Genomic DNA, 25050 nt, shown 5'->3' on the forward strand with positions numbered 1-25050 from the left:
CTACGGGGCTGACCCCAAAGGATACATGAATTGTAGCCTTTGAGGTCAGCCCCGTTTAGATTACTTATGACTTTAAGGGGGAAGTACCCTCTGATTTAATTCCTTCGTTTATAACTTACTTTGCGTTCGGTAATAATTTATTCAATAATATCGCTGCCAGCGCAGCAACTAGAATAGGTGATCCCAATAAATATTGCACGAAAGTAGGTAAAGTGTATAAGAAATCTTTAGGAATGAGCACTAACGCTAACGTTAAGATCATGGGTATCGAAATGATATACATTTCTTTCTCGCCAATGGTTACGTCTTTCATCACTTGCAGACCGTTAATGGCGATGATTCCGCAGACGATGGCGAATACGCCGCCGATTACGGCTGTTGGAATCGAAGATATTAAAGCGGCTAATTTACTTGAACAACCGAAGAGGACAAACCATCCGCCTACAGCAAGAAAGACTCGGCGGCTTGCAACACCTGTGATGGAAATAATACCTGCATTAGTTGAATAGCCTGTAACAGGAGTTGAACCAAGCATTGCAGCAATAAGACAGCTGATCCCTTCTCCAATAACACCTCGGTTTATATTTTTATCCGTTAACGGTTTATCAATTACGTTGCTGATGGCAAACCAAGTACCTGTTGTTTCGGCCAACAGTACGATATATATAATGACCATCGTGATAATAGCAGAAAAGTCGAATGAAAATCCAAAATCTTTAAACGGTAGCTGAGGCATGCTAAACCACTTGGCGTTCTGAACGGCTGAGAAATCTAAGACGCCCATAAAATTTGCAGCCATACATCCAACAATTAATGCGATCATCACGGAAGTGATTCGGAATATCGATCCTTTAGTATGGAACAAAGAACCTAGGATGACGAAGAGTATAAGTACAGCACCTGAAATAAGGGCTAATAATACGTTTTGATTGATTGTAGCGTCAGTGGCGCCATAAATATTGTCTCTGATAGCAACAGGCAATAGAGAAAGACCTACAATGAATATGATCGTACCCCCTACAATAGGTGGGATAAATGATTTAACTATCTTATTGAAAATTCCAGTATAGCCCAAGATAATAACTAAGATCGCACCAATTAAGCTGGCACCTAACACCGAACTCCAACCTAATTCCCCACCACCACTATCGGCATAAATCGTGACGATAGCACCTAGTGGAACATAAGAAGGACCTTGGGCCATAGGTAGTTTCATACAGAAATATGTTTGTACAATCGTTGCAAGCCCAGCAGCAATAAACGTAGATTGAATCAATGCGCTTGACTGATTGGGGCTTAAACCAATTAACATCGCAATAAGAAAAGGAACTACATAGACGTCCATGGCTAATACATGTTGTAGACCTAGGATGGTGGATTTGGCGAATGAAATCTTCTCATCGGGTAAGACAGTTAAATGTTGGGGCTTCACTTGAGCGTTATCTTGCTTGTCTGCTTGTGTTTTCACTTAGATGCACACCTCGAATTTTCTGTTTTTATATTTATAATTGAATGAACTATTGCATCGTACTTATCATATCGATCTTGTACATAACATGTATCCAATCACTTTAACTACTACGGTTCGGTTAAATGCATATATTAGTCGACAACAATTGACTTAATGTTCGTTTTTTGAAGCGACATTTGTTATTATAATCCGTGAAAAGTGATATGTCCATAGTAAAAGGCGAATGTTATCGTGCGAATAGTAGGATGTTGGATAGTTTTATCCAACTGCTGGAATATATGATTAAAATTAACGCCCGAACCATATAGTCAGCGATTGACGCATTCAGACATCAGTCTAAAGGAACCAGTAGCCCTTATCTCCAATGCATAATTAATGATGAATAACGTCTCCTAGTTCCGTTACAATCCAGAACAGAATTATTTTTATGTGAACGCCCATGAGTTCCTTATGCGGTGTATAATTTTGGTAGTTTACTCAAAATGTAATTGGGGAATGTGAAAAATGAATAATGACTATAAAGATAGAATGGATCGAGTAATTAAATACATAGAGGAAAATAGTAATCAAAAACTCAGTCTTGATATATTGGCTGACGTTTCTAATTTTTCGAAATATCATTTTGCTAGAATATTTACATCTATTGTCGGTGTGACTCCAGTAGCATTTGTAAATCAAGTGCGTGTGCAAAAGGCTGTGTATTTGTTGGTGGAAACCGCAATGCCCATTTTGCAAATATCGAATGAATGCGGTTTCGAATCGGTGTCAACCTTTAATGCCCTTTTTAAGAAGTACTATGGCAAAACACCAAGTGACGTTAGAAATAGCGGCAGAAAGAATAGCAATTTCTCATCACACTTCAGCAATAAGCAAGGAGAGGTATCTCCTCCTCATGATTACAATAGAAACAGAGAGAATCAACTTTTGAAAAGAGCGTGGGAGAATATGATAACCATTAAAGAGCTTCCAGAATATGAAGTGGCGTATGTAAGACATGTGGGGAGATATTTAGATACCCATGTTGCATGGGATAAGTTAGGTCGTTGGGCATACCAACAGGGACTTTCCTCGAAGCCTCATTTTTTTATTGGAATCTCCTTGGATGATGGGAATCTCGTAGAGGAATACGCTTGTCGATACGATGCTTGTGTTACCGTGCCAAGTGAATTTGAGAAACACGAGCATACGATGCATGTACAATTTAAAACGCTACAAGGTGGAATGTATGCTTTATATCAATACTACGACACAATAGAAAAATTTGTTCTCGCCTATCAAAGTGTATTCAGCCTCTGGTTGCCGAATAGCGAGTATGAAGCTGACGATAGACCATGCCTCGAATTCTGTATGAATGACCCTGCGAAGGATAAGGAAGGGAAATGTAAGGTCGATTTATACATACCGATCAAGAAGAGAATATAAATAACCGTATGGAAGGAAGATGATTTCTGGGAACCCCCATAGGTATCGTGGACTGGGTAGAAAAAAATGAAAAAATGGATGATTTATTAAATCAAGAAGAAACCTTAACCACTCATTCAATGGATCATGGCTTTGAAGCTGAAGTTACGAAGATAAGTTCAGATAAAGAGAGCTTTGTATTGAAGGTATGGAATAAGAGTTCCAAACCTGATGTTCGTTTTCAATTTCATTTATTGAATACCCTTTCTGAAAGAGGATTATCAGTCTCTAAGCCAGTGGGCTGGGGGATAAATCCAAACGAAGATACGGTGTTGCTAACAACCTTTGACGGAATGCCTGTTCATCAAGTGAATGAAAAGAAAGTGATCGATATTGCGAAGATATTATCAAGAATACATCAAATTCATGTCGAAGAGCTCGGAGATATACATCTTCCCAAGTACGAATTCACTAATTACTTTTTTCCTGGGGTAAGGGAACACGATGACTTAAATAGTGCATTAATTTCTCTGGTTCAAATCATTCAAATACAGCAAGATCGTATTATTCATGGTGATTTCCATGTGGGAAACATAGTAGAGGAAAATGACCGATATACCGTAATCGATTGGACGAACGGACAATTAGGGGATTCAAGATATGATTTTGCGTGGTCTCTTACTCTACAAAAAATATACATTTCGGAGCGATATGCACATGTGTTTCGTTCAGCTTATCTATTAGAAAATGATATTGAGCAGAAAGAACTTGAAGTTTTTGAAGCTTTGGCTTGTCTTAGATGGATATTGCTTAATAGAAACGGTGGTGTACCCAAACGATCTAATACAATAGAGAGGGTAAAAGAATTAATAACAAATAACTCATTCTTAAGGGAGTTAGAGTTTAGAGATATTCCGATAAAAAAGAACATAGGGGGCGGTGGCGGAATGAACTTAGAAGCAGTTTTTGAGCAATTTCCAATCCTTACGTCAGAACATTTCGTATTGAAGAAGATTGAAGAGCTTCATCTTGATGAGGTTTTTGAAATCTATAATAATGACAAAGTATTTGAATACTGTGGCATTATACCCAAACACAATAAAGATACGGTGAAAAATATGATCGGCCATTTTGCGAGAGATTATAATAAAAAGTCTAGGGTGAAGTGGGGGATATTTTCAATCGCTGAACCCAATCGGCTGCTAGGGATTATTGAAGCTGTCGACTTTAATCAAAAGGTAAACGTAGTGACGATTGGCTACTTTTTGGTCGAAGCGAATTGGGGACAAGGTATAGCTACTGAAGCGGTAAAAATATTGCTCGATTTTTTGTTCATGGATGTCAACGTCAACAGAATTCAGGCTGAAGTAATGCCTCAAAATGAGACTTCTAAGAAGGTATTGCTGAAGAATGGCTTCATCAAAGAAGGAGCATTAAGACAAGCAACACTATGGGCAGGTAAAGGAATTATCGATATAGAAATATACAGTATTCTAAAAGAGGACTATTAGTCGTAACATATGAGGATGCCATCGTATTTGAAAAGGGGGCTCTTGGGAAATGAAACGACAAGTTACCATCATCCTTTCAATTATAATTGGGATTATCGTTATCAGCGTTTTTAGTTTAGTGATGTTATTTAATAGTAAGTGGTCATTCGAAATAAAAGAGTTTAAGTCTAATATTCCGATAACTCAAAATTCCAAATGAAAAAGTAACTGTTCATTGAGCCCCCCCCTATCCGCAAGCCGGATAGGGGTCTTGGCCGTCGCTACTCGAAGGATATAGAGCTCTAGTAATTAAGGAAGTAAGGCAAATTACCGATAAATATAAGGAGCATTAGATAAATACGAAGATTTTTTTCGATTACTAACAACAGATGGAGGCAACGACGAATGAAAAAGATGTTTAGTTTGCTACTTATTTTATTATTGATTACACCGGTTCTGGGCTCTACAACCTATGCGAGCAATACTGTGAATGCTAAGGTGACAGAGAGCAGTACATATTTTAATGGAGAACAGAAGAGTCTTAATGGATTCAATATTTCGAATAACAATTATTTTAGACTGCGTGATTTAGCGGAGTATTTCACAGGAACTACGAGTCAATTTGATATATCTTGGAATAAAGAAAATAACGCTATAGAGATCATAACAGGGCAAGCCTATACTCCTGAAGAAACAGATGGCGGCAACTATTATAGTCGCAATAGAAATTATTCAGCCTCGCTCTCAACCTCAAAAGTTCTGGTGAATGGGCAGTTGCAGCTGATTACGGCATACAATATTGATGGAAACAATTATTTTCAATTGAGAGATTTGGCGAGCAAGATTCCATTTGATATCGAATATGACAATGAGTCCAATCGAATATCACTATTCTCCCAAACCTCAGATCACACTTACCGTGTTAAGACGGCCTTTGAAGCCAAGAATAACGAAGAATCTTCTTATTTTCCTAGATGGAAAAGTACAGTTGCTTCATATCTTGTGAATAATAACGATGGGACTGTAAGTGTCATTGAGGCGAATGAGGATGTTACGATTGAAACATATAATGAACAGTATGAACTAAGTGGAAACAAGAGTATTCCCTACGAGCTACCGCTGTTTGGTGGTTTCTACAGTGGGGAGAAGTATAACTATATTGCTTTTGGACAAGACAACCGAGAAGAGGATGACAAGAAAGAAGTAATTCGTATCGTCCGGTATGATAAAAGCTTCAATAGAATCGATAGTGTCTCCATAAAGGGTGGGGAGAGCTATACAGTAGAGCCTTTTGATGCAGGCGCAGGTAGGATGGCTGAAGCTGGGGATACGCTTGTATTTCACACTTCACGTACAAGATACACGACGGAGGATAAATTAAATCATCAATCCCAGCTCACCATTATCGTAAATACCAAAACCATGACCGTAACCAACGATATGGGGAAATTCCAAGAGAATCATGTAAGTCATTCCTTTGATCAGTATGTATTGTTTGATGGAAGTAATCATGTTCTGGTTGATCACGGTGATGCCTATCCCCGTTCGATTGTGCTGAATAAAGCAAACGGAACCAGCTATAGTGAGGTAGACTTGTTTGATATCCCTGGTAAAATCGGAGCGAACACCACGGGAGTTTCTATAGGCGGGTTTGAAATGTCTGCAGCCAACTATATTGTCGCAATGAATACCATTGACCATTCGCTTGTCAAGGAGTATACGTCTTATGAGATGGTTGGTTTGGAGAAAGATCAAAGGGATATCATTCTTAATGTATTGCCAAAGACAAGCACTGCAGTGAATCATATCACCTTGGCTAAATATGTAGGCACGAACCTAGTCGCTTCCATACCTAAATTGGTGAAAATATCAGACAACAAGATGATGGTGCTATGGCAGGAATTTGGTAAAGATAATCATCCTGGTGACCTGAAATATGTTCTGATTGATGGGAATGGGAAAGCCATCGGCGACATTCAGACCAAGGATTTTGTATTATCAGAATGCAGTCCCATCATTAGTGGCAACAAAATTATTTGGTATACCAACAGCAATGGAAATCGTTTGTTTTATTCGATACCGTTAAATTGATTAATAAGTCTAATAAACTAGAGGGTAATATTCCCTCTAGTTTATTTTAATTGAGCCACTTACTGTTAAGGAAAAAAACAGAATATGTAAATACATAGTAATTGACATATTAAGTGTTGCAACACACCTTAATATTTCCAAAATGTAACATTAAAATAAAATTACACCAGGAAAACAAGCTCTCATGGAAGGAGGGAATTAATAAACAATTGATTATTGTAAGCGTTATCATTGTTCTGCTGCAGAAGAGTGAGTAGCAAGTCACAGAATAAAAACAGTAAGAATGATCGTATTTGTCGTAATGTCCGAAATTGTTTCATTACTCTGTTAGGAGGAAGGAATAAGATGCGAAATAAGTTTGTCGTTTGCTCGTTAGCGGTAGCCATTATTCTCTCGGCCTTCTTTTCTAGTATTGGATCGAACATTAAAGTCTCTGCTGCAGGTGGTCCAAACCTCGCAGTCGGCAAGAACGTAACTGCAAGTGGCTATAGTGATGTATACGTGGCAAATAACGTTAAAGATCAGAATCAAGGAACGTATTGGGAAAGTACGAACAATGCATTCCCGCAATGGATTCAGGTTCATCTTGGAAACTCTGAAACTATTGATCAAGTTGTGCTGAAGCTTCCGACTAATTGGGAGACAAGAACGCAAACCTTGTCCATCCAAGGCAGCACAAATGGAACAGATTTCTCAACCATAGTCGATACTGCAGAATATACGTTTAACCAAACGTTAGGTAATACCGTAACGATTAACTTTCCATCGACCCATACGCAAATCTTGCGAGTTCTTTTCACTGCAAATACGGGGTGGGCGGCAGCCCAACTGTCCGAAGTGGAGATCTATGGAACAACTGCTGCGCCTACTGCCAAGCCGATCCCCGGACAAATAGAAGCTGAAAATTGGGATGCTATGAATGGCGTTCAAACGCAGCAGACATCCGATGTAGGGGGAGGATTGAACGTTGGTTGGATTGACGTAGGTGATTGGCTGGACTATTACGTAAATGTCGCGGAGACGGGTACTTACACCGTTGAATATCGAGTGGCCAGCAGTGGAAATACGGGAGAACTCCAGCTTCGCTCGGGACAGACAACGTTGGCTACGACTTCCGTACCAAATACAGGAGCCTGGCAAACTTGGCAAACGGTTACAGCGGAAGTACCGCTGAGCGCAGGCTTACAAACGCTTCAGGTCTATGCGAGTGGAAATGGATTTAACTTCAACTGGATCAATTTCAACAAATCGAATGGTGCAGACATAGAACCGCCTACCGCACCGAGTAACCTGGCGTATGCGCAGCCTACGACGGGAACGATCCTGTTGACTTGGAATGCCGCTACGGACAATGTAGGCGTGCAGAGCTACGAAATTTATGCGAACGATCAGCTAAAAGGCACGTTGAATGGCACCACGCTCACCTTTACCGATAACCAGCCGCCGAGTGCGAGTGTTACGTATTATGTTATCGCCAAGGATGTGGCAGGTAACTCGTCCACTCGCAGTAATACTGTTACACGTGTTGGTGAAGTTGTCGTCGGTGGAACGAATCTGGCTCTGAATAAACCGATTACGGCATCTTCCACTGTTCATACCTTTGTTGCGATCAATGCCAACGATGGTAACACGAATACCTACTGGGAGGGTGCATCCAACGCATATCCGAACAATTTAACCGTCAGTCTTGGGGCGAATGCGAGTATTAACTCGATTGTACTCAAGCTGAATCCATCATCTTCATGGGGGACCCGCACGCAAAATATCCAGGTGTTAGGTCGCGAGCAGAGCGCCTCAAGCTTCGTCAATTTGGTGCCGGCTACGTCTTATACGTTTAATCCTGCAACAGGAAATACAGTGACGATTCCGCTCACGGCTAGTGCAGCGGAAGTACGCCTCGTCTTTACGAGCAATTCCGGATCTTCAGCAGGCCAGATAGCAGAATTCCAGATCTTCGGAACGCCTGCTCCTAATCCGGACCTTACGTTTTCAGGTCTCACTTGGGCCCCGGTTTCTCCTAATGAAACCGCACCTATTACCTTATCGGCAACGGTTGGAAATATGGGTACGGCACCTTCTCCTGCAACAGCGGTTAACTTTTATTTAAATAACGTTTTGGCGGGAACTACTACTGTCGGCCAATTGGCCCAGGGCGCTTCCGAAAATGTATCAGTTAATATTGGCGCTAAAATCGCAGCTTCATATACGGTTAGCGCTAAAGTTGATGAGAATAATGGCATTGTGGAATTGGATAAGACCAATAACAGCTATACTCATCCCACCCCTTTGATTGTAAGTGAGGTTCCGAGCGCTGATCTTGTACCATTAGCAATCTGGTCCCCGGGCAACCCTAGTGCCGGAGATGCCGTAACCTATACGGTGAATCTAAAGAATCAGGGGAATATTGCTACCACGAGCGGCACGCATAACGTTACTCTTGCGCTTAAGAACAGTCAGGGAAACACGGTTCTCTCATTAAATGGTACGTTAAACGGGGCGATACCTGCTGGGGGATCGGCGAATGTTACTATGGGCACATGGACTGCTGCCAACGGCAGCTACACAGTGACGGCTACCGTAACTCCGGATGATAACGAAATCCTGGCGAAACAAGAAAACAATATAAACACAAACAGGGTTTATATTGGGCGTGGAGCTAATATGCCGTTTACAATTATTGAGGCGGAATCAACTTCTAACCAGACGAACGGAACGATACTAGCTCCAAACTTCAAGCCGGGTGATTATGCTGGCGAAGCTTCAGGCCGGTCTGCTGTATATCTTGATTCTACGGGTGAATATGTAGAATATACACTAACCTCACCTGCCAACGCCTTTGTGCTTCGCAGCTCAGTAGCCGAGAATACGTCGGGAACTGTTAGTATCTATGCCAACGGTGTGAAAAAGGGTGCCTTTACAGTGACATCCAAGTTCTCTCATGTCTATGCGACCCCCAGCACATTGGGCCGACTGGGATATGACAATCAGGCAGGAGCAGGGTTAACCGCTTATTGGCTCTATGAAGACTCACAACTGCTACTTGACGAGGTGTTCCCTGCCGGAACGAAGATAAAGATCCAAAAAGATAACGGCGATGTCCCGTGGATCTATTTGGATATGCTTGAAACAGAGAATGTTGCAGCACCTGCTTCCAATCCCGATCCGAGCAAATATGTTGAGGTTTCGGCAACGAAATCGATTGAACAGGCGTTGAACGAATTCAGACAGGACTCAACGAAGAAAGGAATTTTCATTCCTGCCGGTGAATGGACGCTCAGTAACAAAATTTTCTTATACGGAAGAGCGACTGAGATTATTGGCGCCGGCCCATGGCATACCAAGCTGGTAGCTCCGACAAATCAAACCAATACCGATATTGGCTTTAATATCAGCTCTACGGCGGATGGTTCAACGATACGAGACTTGTCAGCATGGGGGAACTATATCTATAGAACGGATGGACCTGGTAAATTTATCGACGGTAACGGAATGAAGAATGTAACCGTCCAGAATATTTGGGTCGAGCATTTCATCTGCTTGTACTGGGGGGTCAATTCTTCTAACAATACCTTTAAAAACAATCGAATCAAAAATACCTTTGCAGACGGTATTAACATGACAAACGGATCGTCCTATAACGTGATTGATAACAATTATTCCAGAGGAGCCGGAGACGATGCATTCGCCCTGTTTAGCGCGATTGATGCTGGCGGCTCTTACAATGTAGGGAATAAGTACACCAATCTGACCGCAACAAACGTAAGACGAGCGGCAGCATTCGCGGCATACGGAGGTTCCGATAACTTGTTCCAAAACCTCTATGCTGCGGATACGTTGACTTATCCGGGAATTACAATCAGCAGTTTGAGCTTTGGATACAACACGTTAGGATTTGGTGACAAGGACACGGTGTTTGACGGCGTGACCTTAGATCGAACGGGAGGAGATTTCTGGACCAGTGTGGGTGCGGATGACAAAATTAACGAATACCAAAACTTTGGGGCTATTTGGTTCTTCGGAGGAGACAGAGCTCTCAAGAACATTCTGGTCAAGAACATAGACATTAACAATTCAGTTTACTATGGCTTGATGTTCCAGACCAAATCGCCAGAAAACCTCCCTATGCAGAACATCCGCATAGAAAATGTCAACATCAACAACCCGAGCCGCTATGGGATCAAACTTGTTGCTAGCGCCGAGCAAGGACAAGGGCCGGTTGTTGGTCAAGCAAGCTTTACGAATGTAAAGGTGAATAACCCTGGGGTTCGCGCGATTTACGGCGAAGATAAGAGTCCAAATTTCACGGTCATCAGGGGTTTAGGTAATAATTGGTAAATGTGTGGCGCATCAAGTTTAATGAGTTGTAGACATTTAATAAAAAGTGCCTAAGGCGAAAGAAGATGGCTCCTGGAATACGTCAGGAGTCATCTTTTTTTATTCTTTCCTCATTCGATTTATCTTCTCCAGACGTTAAGATAGATATAATCTCAATAGCAGATGAAAGTATTTTTTTGATCGAATTAAAAGTGAAAGAAAACAAGGAGACCATGTTAAGATGTGTTTTTGAGATAGCCACGTATTATCAAGTTCTGTCAAAATCCAAATTTTTGGATAGTTATTCAAGTGAATTCGGAACAAATACATGTATTAAAAAAGCGATATTGATTAGTATGGATTCGTTACAACATAAGGAAATGAAAGAACTTTATAATGGCGAAAGAATATATCTAAAAAGGCTTATAGATGCACTAGAAGTGCAAGTGTATTGTATTGATCCTGAAAGTCTTGATGTCCAAAAATTATGAGAATCAATTGATATAAAAAAAGAGAAGAGCTTACGCTTTTCTCTTTTTCTTTTTCCTTTTGGGGATAGTGGGATGAAACTCTAACTCCTACAGCTAATCTGATTTTTTCCAAGCAATTTAGCTTTATAAAGTTCTACATCAGCCTTTTGAAATAGGTCTGTAAAAGTGAGTACAGTTCCGCCTGAGTTATCCGAAACTCCAATACTTGCTGTTATCGAAATGGAGAGACCGTTCTTCATAATTTCAATGGATTTAAAGGATTCTTCTATTTGTTCAGCCTTAATTTTTCCATCTTGAAGCGATATGTTTTTTGAAATAATAATAAATTCATCTCCACCATAGCGGCCGATTAAATCATGTTCTCCGAATTTTTCAGAAAAAGATTTACCCACTTGTTGTATGACTTCATCACCAAATAGGTGACCATATGTATCATTAATAGATTTGAAATTATCGATGTCAAAAGCTATGCATACTATATTGTCGTTTGTTATAGATGCTTGTTCTAACCATTGATTTGCTATGTGCTCAATATATTTCCGGTTGTATAAACCGGTTAGATAGTCGGTATTAGCCTTTTTCTCAATGTCCGTTATGCTGTGCTTTATATTTAGTCGTAGAGCAACTAGCTCCAACTCTCTATTACTAATTTGGTTAAGGATTGATATGTATTCTTTTTGTACTAAATATCCAAGCTGTACATCATTCATTAGGTCACATAATTTGCATCTTTCGGCTTGAATTGTTTTTAGCAAATAGACATCATTGTAGCTTTCCACAAGATCTTTAGCCTTTGTATAAGATTCGAATGCTTCTCTATATAATGCTTGTTTGGAGTACCAGTTTCCTTGTAGATCATAGCAATTGGATTTTTCTCTTAAAAAAGAATCTAGAATAGGATCATTAATCATCTCATCAATCAGCAACTTCGAGGCCTCAAAGTTCTCTAGCCCGATAAGTGCTTTAGCTATGTTTAATTTCACTCTTAGTTCTAAAATTGGACTTGCTGGTTCTAGCAATTTAGCCGTATCAAGTCCTTCTTGAGCCATTTCTAAAGCGGCTTCATAGTTTTCTTCAGCATAGTATATATGACTGTAATTGCTATATCCATTACTGATAATGATATACTTATTCAGCTTTTTTGCTAAATCAATAATTACTTCGAGTGTCGCCTTTGCCTTGTTGAAATCCTTATTAAATTCATAAAGTAAAAACAAAATATTGTATAAGTTTAACTTATCTATTTCGTCCCCATATATATTACAAAGTTCATTATAAGTACTAATATTGTTGAAGGCCTCTTCAATATCGCCAATGCAATAATAAGAAGCTATTTTATTAAGATGTGCGACTAACACGGATTTATGATCATTTGCTGCCATACCCCATTCAAGAAGATTATGACAAGCCTCGATGGTCTCCTTGTATTTTCCCTCAGATCTAAGCAATGTTACTTTTTCCTGTAAAAGCATCAAATCTTCTGCCATAGTGCCACTCCTAGTCCTAGTAAATAAAGAAGATATCTTTCTATGATGTGTAATTTTATCATTATAATATTAAATATACCCTTTTACACTATAAACCTAATTACCTATGTCCCGGTTATCCGTATTGGAAATTTCACAACTCCTTTACATGTCGACTCACTTCCTATATATGCATGTCTCACGACTCATATATAAGACACATACAAGGAGGTAATCGTTATGCGGCATATTGAATCAGTACGGTTTTTCTTACGTGAATAAGAAGTAGCTGAACGAAGAACGCCACGATGTAAAAACACCTCCAAGTTATACAAGTGTTTTACAACACTCGTATTTTCAACTTAAAGGTGTTTTTTTATTGTCTACTATATTAATCTTCTATCTCCATCTTTTGTGCCGAGTATAACCTGTAATATAGGCCGCCAAGAGCCATTAGCTCGTCGTGAGATCCGCATTCCGCGATTCCTTTATCGGACACATACATGATGCGATCACAGTTTTTGACGGTGGATAGACGGTGCGCGATGATGAATGAGGTCCGTCCTTTAAGTAGTTCGTTCAGGCCTTGCTGAAGTAGCCGCTCGGTCTTGGCATCAATCGACGAAGTGGCTTCATCCAGGATGAGAATGCGCGGGTCGGCCAAGAGCGTCCGTGCGAACGAGATAAGCTGACGTTGTCCCTGTGACAGCTTCGAGCCGCGTTCGTTGACCTCTGTTTGGTAGCCCTGTTCAAATTCACGGATGAAGTCGTCGGCGCATACGGTCTTCGCGGCGGCGATAATTTCCTCTTCCGTGGCATCAAGCCGACCGTAACGAATATTTTCGAGAATCGTACCTGAGAAAATAAAGCTATCCTGGAGCATGATGCCCATTTGGCTACGCAGAGATTTAAGTGTCACCTGCGAGATGTCGTGGCCATCGATCGATATTATACCATCGGTCACATTATAAAAGCGCGAGATCAGGTTCACAATTGTTGTTTTCCCTGCGCCTGTTGGACCTACCAGAGCGATACTTTCTCCCGCCTTAATGTCGATGGAAAGGTTCTCGAGAATGTTGTTACCTGGGTCATAAGCAAAGGTAACCTCATCAAAGGACACATTGCCCTGGATAGGAGGTAGTTCCTTCGCATCAGGCACATCACTAACAGTTACCGGTTCGTCAAGCGTTTCGAAAATACGTTCAAGGTAAGCTACGGCGTTAATAAAGCTGTTGTACAGATTCGACAGGTTCAGAATCGGCTGCCAGAAACGAAACGCGTAGGCTCCCATCGCAAGAATGACACCAAAAGTCACATCTTTTGGGTTAAGGGCCAGTAGTCCTACCAGATAAATCGAGGCAGAGACAATGGTAGCCAAGTTGTCAACGCTAAACGGGATTAAGGCGTTATACCGCAAGGCACGCATCCATTCTGTACGGTAATTGCTAGATAGGCGAGTAAAGATGCCTTCATTACGTTGTTCTCGGGAGAAGATTTGCGTCACACGGATGCCGCTAATACTCTCTTGCAGATATGCGTTCATATTGGAGCTCTTGTTGGATACCGCTTGCCATGCCCGCCGTTGCCGGGTTTTGATCATCAGCATGATGGCGAGGAAGACGGGGAGTCCCGCGAGAATAACAAGCGAGAGCCGAACATCTACGGCAAACATAAAAGCAGCAATAAAAATCAGATTCACGATTTCAAGAATGAAGTTGATAATACCGTTGGATAACACATCTGATACCGAGTTGACATAGTTAACGACCCTAATCAGAATTTTGCCCTGTGGACGATCATCATAATATTTGAACGGAAGTTCCTGTAAATGCTTGAACAGATCCGTACGGATATCAAAAATAATGTCCTGACCAACGCTCGTCATGATACGTGAGCGGATCGTTGCCAGATAGACACTAACTACAATCGTCACCAGCATCAGTCCTGACCATCCTACTAGGGGGAGTGCCGCCTTCGCCGGGATAGTCACGTCGACAACATGTTGCATGATGAGTGGTGCTGACAACGCAATGGCTGCCGATAGTGCGCTTAGCACAAACGCAACAATCATCGGTTTTTTCTGACTCTTGATGTAGACTAACGCGCGCCGAAAGTGCTTAATATCAAATGGCGACTCCAGATCTTCATCGATGTCAAATTTATTTCTAGCCATGATCGGTCACCTGCCTTCCAATGCCCTCGTTCTGTAGCTTAAACACTTCGTAATAATAACCCCGCTTTGCTAGTAACTCAGCGTGAGTTCCTTCCTCGATGAGACGTCCTTCTTCGAGAATGAGGATACGGTCAGCCTCCGCAGTAGTGGACACGCGCTGAGCGATGATGATCTTGGTACAAGGATAGTCAAGTTCACGTAAACTTTTCTGAATGTGCTCCTCGGTTTCCAGATCGACGGCGGAGGTGGTGTCGTCCAGAATCAGGATCGGACAGTGCACCGCCAAGGCGCGAGCAAGCGCGATACGCTGCTTCTGCCCACCAGACAGGCCAACACCACGTTCCCCTACAATCGTGTCATATCCTTCAGGCATTTTCGTGATAAAGTCGTGCGCAGCAGCGAGCCGGGCATATTCTTTCGTTTCCTCTTCAGGAATTTCAGGGTTACCAAAGGAGATGTTTCCATCGATCGTATCTGAGAACAACAGAACATCCTGAGTTGCAATGCCAATGTTACCACGGAGCTCATCGAGTTCCAGCTTACGTACGTCGGTGCCATCGACCAGCACGCGTCCGTGAGACACATCATAGAAACGTGGAATCAGGTTAACGAGCGTTGTTTTGCCTGCACCTGTCGAACCCATAATGGCGACGGTTTCACCCGGTTCCACTGTAAAGCTGACATCGTGCAGAACCGTGACTCCGTCGTATTTGAAGCTGATATTCTCAAACTCAATGCGGCCCTTATAACGGCGTTTGTCTACAGGGTTATGCTCGTTAACGATACTTGGACGCGCGTAGTAAATTTCAACAATCTTGGTTAAGCTGGCGAAAAAGCGTTGAATATCGTTGATAATAATGCCGATGTTGCGCATGGGGTTGGAAATGGCCCAGATCAACGAAGAGAAGGCAGCGAATTCACCAAAGGTGATCCGGCCGTTCATGACAAACAGACCACCTACCAGCATTAAGATTACATTGAAGGCTTGCGCAAGGGTCTCTAGGTAAGGAAAGTAATCGAGCCATACGAGTGCGGCTGTCTTGTTAGCTTTGGAATAACTGATATTCTTATCCGTGAACTTCTCGACCTCGTACTCCTCGCGTGCGAAAGCCTTAACAACCCGGTTTCCCGCGATGTTCTCCTGCGTTGTGGTGTTGAGCTGCGATAGCCGCTCACGCAGGTCGGTATACATAGGGCGAACCCGCTTCGCAAAGATATAAGCCACGATAAAAATCGGGGGTGCCAAAATCAGCAGCCACAACGTCAACTGCGCATCGATGGTGAAGAAATAGATGACAGCGGCGATGAAGATCGCAAGTGATTCGATAATCGTCTTGATGATCCAAGCCATGGAGTGCCGCACCATGTCCAGATCACCTGTCATCTTGGTCATCAGGTCACCGGTACGGTTATGGTCGTAATAATGCATATCCTGCCCCTGAATCTTGTTGAACAGATAAATGCGGACGCGATAGAGCATGTTCTGGGAGGAACGCTCGTACTGCATCGTTGTGAAGTAGGCTAACCCTGTACGAAGTAGGGAAAAGCCAATCATGGCTAAGCAGAGCGTAATGAGCAGCCCACGCTCATGTGTTAAATTTTGCACCGCGTTGTCGTTGGCTATGAACGTATCGACAATGCGTTGACCTATGTACGGATTCACGATCATGAGCGCGGAGCCCACCACCGAGAGACAAAGAGCCAGAATATACCTCGTTCTGTCACCCTGCAGGTTTTGCCATAGCCATTTTAGTTCGAACATCTGATCACCTGATTTCTGTTTGTTATTACACTCTTGTTGAAAAAAACTTTGCTATATATTCAACAAATTAAAGTGATTATACCACTTAAATTGGAGGTGTGAACCCATGTCGTACCTATTTTTTATAACAATAAGTTATCGGGACTATAACTGAAAATTCTGCACATCAAGAGCTAGAATAATAGAGAATTTCCCATAGAACATCTCCTATCATAATTCCAATATTTATGTCATAGTGTAGAGTGTAAAAAAGGCTGGTTTTAGGGGAAACAGAACGTTAATAAATATTATTAAAGGCTGGGTTATTTTCATGGATCATATTCAACATGCAATCGAAGAGTCTATACGATTTCTTGAATCTACTCCGGATTTAGCTATGGAAAATTGCGAAGACAGTCGCAGAAAGTGGAACGGCGCCTGGTGGCATATGGCTGCTCTCTATGAGATGGGGGAAGTGAAGCAAATTCCGGGGTCCGCTATTGCCAAAGCAAAAAAGATACTCGAAACTCAAACATGGCCGGTATTTATCATATCCGCCGACGATCATCCAACAAGTGAAACTGATAAAATAAAGATGGATTGTTGTCATTGTGAGCTTGCGGTATTCTATATGATATTGATGGCCTATGGCTGTGATTTGGACAAAGAGTTGCCGTGGATTCGCGAATGGTTCCTACAACATCAGCTGTCGGATGGAGGACTAAACTGCGATCCGGATGCCTATACTCATTCTAATAAGAGCTCTATCGTTTCAACATTACCTCCGCTTGAGGCTATTCTGTATTATACGAACCGTGCATTTACTGTGCAGGAAGCCGATTTCTTGGATCAAGGCGCACGTTATTTAATCGAGCATCGTTTAGTATGTTCCAAACAAAGCGGCAACATCATCGATACGGAATGGTTGAAGCCGTGCTTTCCGAGATTTTTTGAATATGATATATTGCGGGGCATGTCCTTCTTAGTAGAATGGTCCCGGCGTAGGAACAAACCACTACCTACCGAATTACTAAATGAAGGAATACAACAGTTAAGTAGTTTTATTGATCCAGCGGGATTGCGAATCGGCAGGCAAGTATTTGATCCACAAGGTCCGTGGGGTGGACACACCTTTGAACTGCTAGAAACAGTAGCCGGAATAGGCGACGTTTCGCCATATCTAACGAGACAATTGGTTAGTTTATTGAGCAAATGGAATCATAATTGAAGATAACGAGGGGAGAAAATCATGGAAGATAACCAAGTTACCTGTGAGTCGATTGATGAGTACATTCGAAAGTTTACACCTGAGGTTCAGACCATACTTGAGTCATTAAGAAAAGTGATTAAAGAGTCAGCACCTGGTGCAGAGGAAAAGATGAGTTATCAAATGCCTACTTTTGCGTTGCATGGAAATCTGGTGCATTTCGCTGCTTACAAGAATCATATTGGATTTTATCCAACCCCTAGTGGAATTGATGCTTTTAGAGAAGAACTAGCGGAATATAAGGGAGCAAAAGGGTCAGTGCAGTTTCCGTTAGAAAAGCCACTACCTTATGAATTAATAAGTAAAATCGTTAAATTCAGAGTGGACGAGAATATTAAACTTGCTGAAGAAAAAAAGAAAAAGAAGAAATAAGTGAGGATAAGCGTCCTGATTTAAGGAGAGCAAAAAATGATAATTAGAGATTATGAGGAACAGGATGAAACAGGTTGGGTAAGATGTAGAGTTATTTCGTTTTTGGATTGCTCTTATTTTGACGATATTAGAAGAGAGAAAGAGACTTATGAAAAACCGTCTATTTGTCTCGTTGCTGAAGAAAATGGAACAATTGTTGGATTCATTGATGTTGAATATGAGGAATCTATAGGTGACGTCTGTTATTTAAAGGGTGGTATAGGCGCTACAATATGGCATTTAGGAGTTCTTCCAGAGTATAGACATTTGGGAGTTGCAACAAGGTTGCTTGAGTCTATTAAAGAGAGACTGCTACAAATCGGAATAAATCGTATTGAGGTGTGGACTCAAGATGATGAGCTTTCTAATAGATGGTACATAAAGCAAGGGTTTGTGATGAAAGAAGCCTACTTAAACGCCTATATCAAAGGTTTAAAAGAAGATGATGTGATTAAAAAGTATCTTAATCTTGATAGTGTAGGGGACATCTACGGGATAAGAAATATCAATTTCGAAGCACCTATCGAAAGAAAAAGTGAATTACTTCCACTGTGTTATAGATTGCATGAAGTACGGGTTTATGAACTTGCATTATAAAGAATGAATGAATAATCCTAAAAGATAATCGGCTCTAAACAGTAATCAGTGCTTGTTAATTGAAGAAGTATATGTAGATCATAGTGGAGAGGACGGAATTGTCCTGAAGAAGCGGAGCGGTCGCCTAAAAGCTTTCCAAAGGAAAGCTACTTCGGAAGAATACGCTTTGCCTCCGAATTTTTACCGCTATAAGCGATATAATCAAATAAATTCGGAGGCAACAGCGATCGTAAGGATAATCCGTCCGCGGAGCGGTTATTGATCTGCGTTATACTTTTTTCAAGCACTGATGTTGGTGTTGAGCCAGATAATCCCCTTCTCAAGATGGGGATTATTTCTGTTGAATTAAATTCAAGAATACGTAGATTTTATGTGAACCCCAACATGAAGTATAAGCTAGTGACTCGTTATAGCCGATAATATTAATGGACAGATGACAAACGCACGAAGGGGATTATGCAACTTGAAGACGATGATTAAAACTGCTTTATTGATCTTATTACCCTTTGTTTTAATAGTTCTAGCTTATATATTTTTTACAAAGACTAATACCATGTCAAAGCCACAATTAGATATAATCGAACTTTCTCCTTATGCCATATTTCTCATAGGCGGCGCCATCGCTTGGAAGTTTAATCGTAGTAGAGAGTTATTCATCCTCTTTATTCTTACTTTAAGTTTAGCTTCAATTACATATTTGCCGGAGACTATGGGTAAATCAGTGCAAGTGGCTGATATCTATTCGATCATTTGTTTGTTGATTCCTATAAACATTGCAATATTTTCCTTTTTTAAAGAACGGGGTATCTTAAGTTTATGGGGGATTATTCGGATAGGCTTTATTCTATCTCAGGTCCTACTCTCCTATTGGCTTATCAAACCAGGACAAAGAGAGTTCCTGAGCCTGATAAATAAAGACATAGTACCAGTGAATCTACATACCGTAACTTCCATATCTCAGGTATCAATCTTAGCCTTTATAGCTGCTCTAATCATCCTTATCGTTAGGCAATTTTCATATAGATCATCGCAGGATATTTCCTTTATAGGTGTATTATTTGCCCTGTTTTTTGTGTTACATCATAACGATAACCCCATACTGTATCCTATATTTTTCGGGATTTCTGGGATTATTCTTATCACCTCAATCATTCAAGATTCGTATTCCATGGCCTTTTCCGATGAACTCACAGGTCTCCCATCCCGGAGGGCTCTTAAGCAAGATATGATGAAATTGGGCATGAACTATGTTATTGCGATGCTGGACATTGATCATTTCAAGAAATTTAATGATACCCATGGTCATGATACGGGGGATGAGGTGTTGAAGCTAGTCGCTTCTACTATAAAGGATGTTACGGGTGGGGGGAAATCCTTCCGCTATGGTGGTGAGGAGTTCACGATTCTGTTCCCAGGCAAAAGTATAAATGATGTACTTCCTCATCTGGAAGAACTAAGAGATAAAATATCAAAGCGGGCTTTCACATTACGGGGGAAAGGTAGATCCAGAAAGAACTCAAAGAGTAGATCCAAAAGTTCAAAATCTTCAAAACAACTTTACATAACCGTAAGTATCGGGGTCTCCCAAAAAAGTGAAAAGTATAAAAATCCAGATGCCGTCATGAAAGCGGCGGATACCGCCTTATATCGTGCGAAGAAAAAAGGTAGAAATTGTGTGAGTAAATAGCTCGGATAAATGATTCATAATATATGACAGGTCCACCTTGAGTGAAGGAGGATCTGTTTTTTATTTGCCTTCATAAAGGAATATATTGACAAACTATGGGGCGTAACATACATTAAAGTAAACTGTGAGTTTACTTCGCAACACTATAGTGAATCCGAGGGGTGTAACGATTGGGAATCCATGATCGCAAGGAGAAGGAAAAGGAAATCCGCAGGAACGATATCATAGATGCAGCAGAAAGAATCTTTTTCACAAAGGGATATGATCATGCCACGATGGATGATGTAGCCAAAGAGGCGGAGTTCAGTAAGAGAACAGTGTATGTCTACTTCAATAGTAAAGAGCAGATCTATTTTGAAATTATGACAAGGGGATATAAGTTGTTAATCGCTATGCTGAAGACTGACGCACCAAAGGAAAATGCAAATCATGCGATTGCGGAACTAGAACAGATGTCTTTGACGCTTTATCGGTTCAGCATGGAACATCCAGAATATTTCAGTGCCATTATGGAGTATGAAAATGGTGAACTCGACTTTCAAAAGGGGGTTCCCGTTCAATCACAAGAAGAGTGTTATGCACTTGGAGAAGAACTATTGGGGCATCTGACCGGAGCGCTGGAAAAGGGGATTGCGGAAGGGATTATCCGTGGAGAATTGGATGTTGTACAAACTGCTCTAGTATTATGGGCGTGCATGATCGGTGTATTCAATATCGCAAAGAAAAAAGAAAAATATATTAAAAATTATCACCGGACGGAACCGGAAGAATTGTTATCAGCAGCTTTTCAACTTATCATCAGGTCAATTCAAACTGAAAGTGGAGGTAGTCTTAGATGAGTAAGAAGAAGGGGAAGAAAACAATGACTATTATTATTTCGAGTATAGGTCTCTTATTAATCATTGCTGTTGCATCCTTGTTCATCATAAGTGGGGTTTTCCAGTCGCCCAAATATCTAGAACCCTGGGGAAAAAAGTACTCGCAAAAATTTGAAGATCCAAGAATTCGCCTTATAGCTCACGGTCTGTTAGCTGCAAACGGACATAACATGCAACCGTGGAAGATAAGGCTGGACAGAGATAATCCGCTTGCATTTTACTTATACGCTGACAGCGACCGTCTTACTAACGAGGTAGACCCATTTGCACGGCAGATGATGGTTACGCAGGGTACCTTTTTGGAATATGTCAAAATCGCCGGGGATGAATTAGGTTATAAATCTACAGTGGAGCTATTTCCACAAGGTGACTATGACGAACAACAGCTGCTAGAGAGCATGAATACTACACCCGTTGCAAAAATCACGCTGACGAAAGACAATCCTCTGAGTAGTCCCCTTTATGACCCTATATTTTTGCCAGATACAAACCGAGTGGCTTATCAATCGACCAAGTTAACCTCTGAACAGATAGATCAACTGATCAACCTCACCACGGACATGAATATGGCGATAAAGATTTTTCAGGACAAAGAAAACGTAGATAAACTGGGCAGTTATGCAATGAAGGCGGCAACCATTGAAGCAGGCGTGACTCGTGTGATGAAGGAATCGGAAATCATCTTTCGTGCTAACGAATACCAGAAGAATAAGTTTCGGTATGGCTTTTCTGTCGAAGGGCAGGGGACATCAGGGCTTATGCGGCATCTTATGCAGGGCTTGGTTACGCTTTTTCCATCGATGAACAGTGGGCAAGCTGCAGCGGATATGTTTATTAAGTCGGCCCAGACATCGGTGGATAATACACCCGCCTATGCCATGATTATTACGAAGGATAATAGCCGTTCTAGTCAGATCCAAAGCGGCATGCTGTATAGTAAATTGACACTGACAGCTCACCGTTTAGGATTTGTTGTGCAACCACTAAGTCAGGCTCTGGAGGAATACCCTGAGATGAAAGAACCTTACAACAGTATTCATCATGATTATGCTTCAGATGGAGGTACCATTCAGGTGCTCGTTCGTTTGGGCAAACCAACTAAAGAAGTGCCGCAAAGCATGCGACGTGATGTGATGGATTTGATCGAGTGAGGGCCCAATCACTATTGACATAGAGGCCATGTACATAAATGGAGTCGAGCTAATTAAGCAAAAGGGTGTTAAACGGGTTACTGTTGAAGATATCGCAAGGGCTGTAAATATAGCGAAAGGTTCCTTTTATGCTTATTACAATTCAAAAGAGGAACTTCTCTATGCCGTTATCAAAAAGAGTGAGAAAAAACTGTTTGATAGAGTAATAGCCGTTCAGCTTGATAAGGGAAATGCCAAAGAAGGACTCGTAAGAGTACTAAAGGAAATTTATTTGGCACCGGATAGTCTCGCATTGTATGTAAAGCCATCGGATATGGAATATTTGTTCCGCAAGCTCCCAAGTTCTGTTGAAGAATGGGAACAAGCGAAGGCAAATGATTATTTTAGCCAGACACTAGCCGCCTTTAGAATTCGTGAATCCCATTGTGATTTCAAAGTGCTTGCCTATTTGATGGATAGTCTGCAGTTTATTGCTTCACAGGATAACTACAATGGTGGAGAAAGCAAAGAACAAGCCCTAAATATTATGGTTGATTCAATTGCTGGTTATTTGTCACAAGGGATAGAGGGCTGAGGAGGTTATATGAAAATTTTATTGAGCGTTTTGGCGGTGTTCGTACTTATCATGGTTTGTTTTTGTTCCACACTGTACATTTTGAAAAAGAAACGCGCGAAAGAAATAAAAATTACTTCAGCAAATGGAGTAGACTATGGGGAATTTGTAGCCATTGGAGGGATCCAGCAATATCTGCATCATCGAGGGGAAGATGTTCAAAACCCAGTGCTGTTGTTTTTGCATGGTGGCCCGGGATCTCCTATGTTACCGTTTGCTCAGGAATTTCAGGTACCGTGGGAGAATAAAGTAACTGTTGTACACTGGGAGCAGAGAAACTGCGGTAAAACCTATTATAAAAATAATCCAAAACAAGTCAACCCAACAACAACGATTTATCAAGTAATCCAAGATACATATGAGATAGTTGAATACTTAAAAGCTAAATACAACAAAGAAAAAATTATCATTATGGGACACTCGTGGGGTTCTGTAATGGGAAGCCTGTTCACGTTGAAATATCCACATTTGGTGTTAAGGTACATTGGCGTCGGACAGGTCGTTAATATGTTCAGAAATGAAAATGTTAGTTATGAAAGAGCTCTAGAGTACATAAAAGGATCAGGAAATCAGAGGGATTATCAGGCGCTTACTGCACTAAGCCCATATCCGGGTACCATTTACAATGATGAAATGAAAAAGAAGATGGTAAAATTTCGCAAGCTGCAAGTTAAGTATAAGCTAGCTGCTGGTCCTACAGCAGAGTTGGTGTGGAACGTATTTTGCTCCCCATTTTATACGTTAAGAGATACAAGGTATTTACTAAGCTCTGGTGTGGTTGAAACGGGCCAGTCTGCTATTTTGAATTATCTCATTCAAACATTCGATTTAGCGGCAATCAGTACAAAATATGAAACACCTGTTTTTTATATCCATGGCGAGGATGACTGGCAGACACCTTATCGACTAGCCCAAGATTATTTTTCTACGGTCGAAGCACCCATCAAGCAATTTTATTCTATTCCAAATGCAGGCCACATCACGATGCTTGACCAAAAGGAAAAGTTTAATGAGGCTCTTTTTGAGATTATAGATGTGATGTGAGTGCTACGTCCCTTTTAAGATAACAAATAAATACCTGCTAAGTCTGAACGAAATCATGATAGAATGGGGGTTCAGTAAAACATGTAGAAGCGATGGTGTTTATGAAAATTGAATTTGAAAATAACATAATAGAGGTTAATGTCCAGTACGGGAAAAGAAAGAAGATTGCATTGCAGGTAGATTCGTTTGGTATCATATCCGTTAAAGCTCCTAAAGGCACAAGTGAAGAGATCATTATAAATGCTGTACAGCAGCATGGGAAATTGATACTAGAGAAGTTGCAAACGATTGAGAAGGCTAGGAAGGTTCCTCAGCCAAGAGAGTATGAGGACGAAGGCCAATTCCTTCACCTTGGAAAAGAGTATTCTCTTCATGAGTTAATAGATATTGGGAACTTGAATGAGGAAGAACTTAAAATAAAACTCAAGAAGTTCTATTTCTCTAGCTGCAAGAAGATCATAAATGAACGAGTTACTCAATATCAAATAGAACTTAGAGTAAAACCCAAATCCATTGATATCGTAGAGTCTAGAACCAAGTGGGGAAGTTGCAGCTCGGATAAGAAACTAACTTTTAATTATCGACTAGCCATGGCACCAATTGAAGTTATTGATTATGTGATCATCCATGAACTTTGTCATTTGCATCATATGAATCATGATCGATCATTTTGGAGACGTGTCGGCAGTATTATGCCAGATTATAAAGAGAAAGAAGAGTATTTAGCAAGACATGGGCGTGATATGACTTTTTAAATATAGCAA

General features: G+C 41.0%; 18 protein-coding genes and 1 pseudogene. 15 read left to right on the plus strand and 4 right to left on the minus strand.

Translation table 11 applies throughout. The annotated features are described in order from the left end of the window. Positions 1 to 115 precede the first annotated feature (115 nt). Positions 116 to 1468, minus strand: coding sequence for a uracil-xanthine permease family protein (locus NST85_RS05200; protein WP_341188734.1), 1353 nt, complete (start codon positions 1466 to 1468; stop codon positions 116 to 118). A 507-nt stretch (positions 1469 to 1975) separates the two neighbouring features. Here NST85_RS05200 and NST85_RS05205 point away from each other — a divergent pair. The 6 genes and pseudogenes from NST85_RS05205 to NST85_RS05230 all read left to right on the plus strand — a co-directional run bounded on the left by NST85_RS05205 (position 1976) and on the right by NST85_RS05230 (position 11258). Further along, positions 1976 to 2893: an AraC family transcriptional regulator gene (locus NST85_RS05205; RefSeq protein ID WP_341188735.1), complete on the plus strand. Its 918-nt coding sequence runs from the start codon at positions 1976 to 1978 to the stop codon at positions 2891 to 2893. Between the two features lie 119 nt (positions 2894 to 3012). Continuing rightward, positions 3013 to 3597, plus strand: a pseudogene (locus tag NST85_RS05210) (aminoglycoside phosphotransferase family protein); the annotation flags it as partial. A 222-nt stretch (positions 3598 to 3819) separates the two neighbouring features. Beyond that, positions 3820 to 4383 carry a GNAT family N-acetyltransferase gene (locus tag NST85_RS05215; protein WP_341191073.1) on the plus strand — a complete coding sequence of 188 codons (564 nt, stop codon included), beginning with the start codon at positions 3820 to 3822 and terminating at the stop codon, positions 4381 to 4383. Positions 4384 to 4767: 384 nt separating this feature from the next. Next, positions 4768 to 6453 carry a hypothetical protein gene (locus tag NST85_RS05220; RefSeq protein ID WP_341188736.1) on the plus strand — a complete coding sequence of 562 codons (1686 nt, stop codon included), beginning with the start codon at positions 4768 to 4770 and terminating at the stop codon, positions 6451 to 6453. A 345-nt stretch (positions 6454 to 6798) separates the two neighbouring features. Next, positions 6799 to 10788 carry a carbohydrate-binding protein gene (locus tag NST85_RS05225; RefSeq protein ID WP_341188737.1) on the plus strand — a complete coding sequence of 1330 codons (3990 nt, stop codon included), beginning with the start codon at positions 6799 to 6801 and terminating at the stop codon, positions 10786 to 10788. 65 nt (positions 10789 to 10853) lie between these two features. Then, a complete protein-coding gene (locus NST85_RS05230; protein ID WP_341188738.1) occupies positions 10854 to 11258 on the plus strand; it encodes a hypothetical protein in 405 nt (134 codons plus the stop codon). An 80-nt stretch (positions 11259 to 11338) separates the two neighbouring features. Here NST85_RS05230 and NST85_RS05235 read toward each other — a convergent pair whose 3' ends face one another. The 3 genes from NST85_RS05235 to NST85_RS05245 form a co-directional block, all read right to left on the minus strand. Beyond that, positions 11339 to 12745, minus strand: a complete 1407-nt coding sequence (locus NST85_RS05235) for a tetratricopeptide repeat-containing diguanylate cyclase (protein WP_341188739.1) — start codon at positions 12743 to 12745, stop codon at positions 11339 to 11341. Positions 12746 to 13115: 370 nt separating this feature from the next. Further along, on the minus strand, positions 13116 to 14897 hold the full coding sequence (locus NST85_RS05240; protein ID WP_307401410.1) for an ABC transporter ATP-binding protein: 1782 nt from the start codon (positions 14895 to 14897) through the stop codon (positions 13116 to 13118). Continuing rightward, on the minus strand, positions 14890 to 16659 hold the full coding sequence (locus tag NST85_RS05245) for an ABC transporter ATP-binding protein (RefSeq protein ID WP_341188740.1): 1770 nt from the start codon (positions 16657 to 16659) through the stop codon (positions 14890 to 14892). Before NST85_RS05245 ends, NST85_RS05240 begins: the two co-directional genes overlap by 8 nt. 310 nt (positions 16660 to 16969) lie before the next feature. On the opposite strand from NST85_RS05245, the gene NST85_RS05250 reads away from it, so the two are divergent. The 9 genes from NST85_RS05250 (at position 16970) to NST85_RS05290 (ending at position 25041) form a co-directional block, all read left to right on the plus strand. After that, complete coding sequence (locus tag NST85_RS05250) at positions 16970 to 17866, plus strand: hypothetical protein (RefSeq protein WP_341188741.1); 897 nt, start codon at positions 16970 to 16972, stop codon at positions 17864 to 17866. 21 nt (positions 17867 to 17887) lie between these two features. Then, complete coding sequence (locus NST85_RS05255) at positions 17888 to 18277, plus strand: iron chaperone (protein ID WP_341188742.1); 390 nt, start codon at positions 17888 to 17890, stop codon at positions 18275 to 18277. Between the two features lie 36 nt (positions 18278 to 18313). After that, complete coding sequence (locus NST85_RS05260) at positions 18314 to 18913, plus strand: GNAT family N-acetyltransferase (protein WP_341188743.1); 600 nt, start codon at positions 18314 to 18316, stop codon at positions 18911 to 18913. 553 nt (positions 18914 to 19466) lie between these two features. Continuing rightward, positions 19467 to 20600 carry a GGDEF domain-containing protein gene (locus tag NST85_RS05265; protein ID WP_341188744.1) on the plus strand — a complete coding sequence of 378 codons (1134 nt, stop codon included), beginning with the start codon at positions 19467 to 19469 and terminating at the stop codon, positions 20598 to 20600. 170 nt (positions 20601 to 20770) lie between these two features. Then, positions 20771 to 21439 (plus strand): TetR/AcrR family transcriptional regulator, encoded by a 669-nt coding sequence (locus NST85_RS05270; RefSeq protein ID WP_341188745.1) that lies wholly within the window; start codon positions 20771 to 20773, stop codon positions 21437 to 21439. Next, positions 21436 to 22629 (plus strand): Acg family FMN-binding oxidoreductase, encoded by a 1194-nt coding sequence (locus tag NST85_RS05275; protein WP_341188746.1) that lies wholly within the window; start codon positions 21436 to 21438, stop codon positions 22627 to 22629. The genes NST85_RS05270 and NST85_RS05275 overlap by 4 nt, the downstream gene beginning before the upstream one ends. A gap of 28 nt (positions 22630 to 22657) precedes the next feature. Beyond that, positions 22658 to 23203, plus strand: coding sequence for a TetR/AcrR family transcriptional regulator (locus tag NST85_RS05280; protein WP_341188747.1), 546 nt, complete (start codon positions 22658 to 22660; stop codon positions 23201 to 23203). 9 nt (positions 23204 to 23212) lie between these two features. After that, positions 23213 to 24286 carry an alpha/beta fold hydrolase gene (locus NST85_RS05285; protein WP_341188748.1) on the plus strand — a complete coding sequence of 358 codons (1074 nt, stop codon included), beginning with the start codon at positions 23213 to 23215 and terminating at the stop codon, positions 24284 to 24286. Between the two features lie 101 nt (positions 24287 to 24387). Further along, positions 24388 to 25041, plus strand: coding sequence for a M48 family metallopeptidase (locus NST85_RS05290; protein WP_341188749.1), 654 nt, complete (start codon positions 24388 to 24390; stop codon positions 25039 to 25041). The last annotated feature ends 9 nt before the right edge of the window (positions 25042 to 25050 follow it).

Source organism: Paenibacillus sp. FSL K6-2524, assembly GCF_038005525.1.
Classification (GTDB): domain Bacteria; phylum Bacillota; class Bacilli; order Paenibacillales; family Paenibacillaceae; genus Fontibacillus; species Fontibacillus anaericanus.